This is a genomic window from Frankia sp. CoWAU3 (assembly GCF_977971855.1).
Genome location: NZ_CDWWXB010000066.1, coordinates 1 through 2,117 on the forward strand (window position 1 = coordinate 1; position 2,117 = coordinate 2,117).

Annotated in this window: 1 protein-coding gene; it reads left to right on the forward strand. The window is 69.0% G+C overall.

Annotated features, from left to right (window positions below):
• Positions 1–227 precede the first annotated feature (227 nt).
• A complete protein-coding gene (locus tag AC08ON_RS08450; RefSeq protein ID WP_476608453.1) occupies positions 228–2,012 on the forward strand; it encodes an N-acetylglutaminylglutamine amidotransferase in 1,785 nt (594 codons plus the stop codon).
• Positions 2,013–2,117 lie beyond the last annotated feature (105 nt).

Consider the following 2,117-nt stretch of genomic DNA (forward strand, 5'->3'; position numbering starts at 1 on the left):
TCTCCGTAGTCGGATCCAGGGCGACCCGGTTTTCCGTCGCGGGGTGCCCCGTCGCGGGGTGCACTGCGGTTCCGCGCGGGTTGGCGACCGAGGGAGTTGGCAACATCGCGGACACTGTTGTGAAATCTCCGTCCTCGAAAGTGAGATCGTAGTCAACGGCTGCGGTACCGGGAAGGAAGCCTCGGGGAATGGATCTCGCCTGACCTCATCGATCGACGGGAGCGCACATGTGCGGGCTGAGTGGCGAGCTGAGATTCGATGGCCGGGGAGCGAACGTCGACGCGGTGGTGCGGATGACCGCGACGATGGTGCCGCGGGGCCCGGACGGCGTGGGAGTATGGTCCGCCGGCCCGGTCGCGTTCGGGCACCGTCGCTTGAAGATCATCGATTTGTCCGAGTGCGGTGCCCAGCCCATGGTGGACAACGAACTCGGCCTGACCACGGTGTTCAACGGGTGCATCTACAACTATCAGGAGCTGCGTGACGAGCTGATCGCGGCAGGCTACCGCTTCTTCTCCACCTCCGACACGGAGGTGATCGGCAAGGCGTACCACCGGTGGGGGAGACGCTGCGTCGACCACTTCGCCGGGATGTTCGCCTTCGCCATCGCCGAGCGGGACAGCGGACGGCTGATCCTCGCCCGGGACCGGCTCGGCATCAAGCCGCTCTACCTCACCGGGAACAGCGAGCGCCTGCGGTTCGCCTCCACCCTGCCGGCCCTGCTCGCTGGCGGCGGCGTCTCCTCCGACATCGACCTGGTCGCCTTTCACCACTACCTGTCGTTCCACTCCGTGGTGCCCGCCCCGCACACGATTCTGGCCGGGGTGCGCAAGCTGCCCGCGGCGACCGTGCGGGTGGTGGAGCCGGACGGCACCTCGACCGAAGACCTGTACTGGCGTCCCAGCTTCACCCGCGATCCCGCGCACGCGGACTGGACCGCCCGTGACTGGCAGGACGCGATCGCCGAGCGGCTGCGCCTCGCGGTGCGCCGCCGGATGGTCGCCGATGTTCCGGTCGGCGTGTTGCTGTCCGGTGGGCTGGACTCCAGTCTGATCGTCGCGCTGCTCGCCGAGGCGGGGCAGAAGGATCTCGCGACCTTCAGCGTCGGGTTCGAGGCCGTCGGCGGCGAGCCCGGCGACGAGTTCGTCTACTCCGACGTCATCGCCCGGTACTTCGACACCGACCACCATCAGATCCGGGTGCCGGGGACGAGGCTGCTGCCCGCCGTCGACGCGGCCGTCGCCGCGATGAGCGAGCCGATGGTCAGCCACGACTGCGTGGCCTTCTACCTGCTCTCCCAGGAGGTCTCCCGGCACGTCAAGGTCGTGCAGTCGGGGCAGGGCGCCGACGAGGTCTTCGCCGGGTATTCCTGGTATCCGCCGCTGGCCGGTGTTGGGCGGACCGACGCCGTCGACGCCTACCTGCGGGTCTTCGCCGACCGACCGCACCGGGACCTGCCCGCGATGGTGGAGCCGCACCATCTCATCGAGGCCGATGCCAGCCGGCACTTCGTCGCCTCCCACTTCGCCCGGCCGGGCGCCGAAACCGCCGTCGACGCCGCGCTGCGCATCGACTCGACAATCATGCTCGTTGACGACCCCGTGAAACGGGTTGACAACATGACGATGGCCGCGGGGCTTGAGGCCCGCACCCCGTTCCTCGACCACGAGTTGGTCGAGCTCGCCGCCGCCTGCCCGCCGGAGCTGAAGCTCGCCTCCGGCGGCAAGGGTGTGCTCAAGAACATCGGCCGCCCGCTGATGCCGGTCGACGTCATCGACCGACCCAAGGGGTACTTCCCGGTGCCGGCGATCCGCCATCTCGACGGGCCGTTCCTGGACCGGGTGCGCGAGGCGCTCACCGATCCGGCGGCGAAGGCGCGGGGCCTGTTCCGGCCGGTGTGGGTCCAGACGATGCTCGCCGCCCCGAACGACAACCGCACGGCGCTCGGCGCGAACGCCCTGTGGCAGGCCGCGCTGCTCGAGATGTGGCTCCAGACCCACACGGCCGCATGATCTACGTACATCGCACGACCCACGTACATCGCACGACCGAGTCGCATGATCCCTTGGAGTGACATGATCCGATCCGCGGTGGTGGCGCAGCCGGTGGTGGGACGG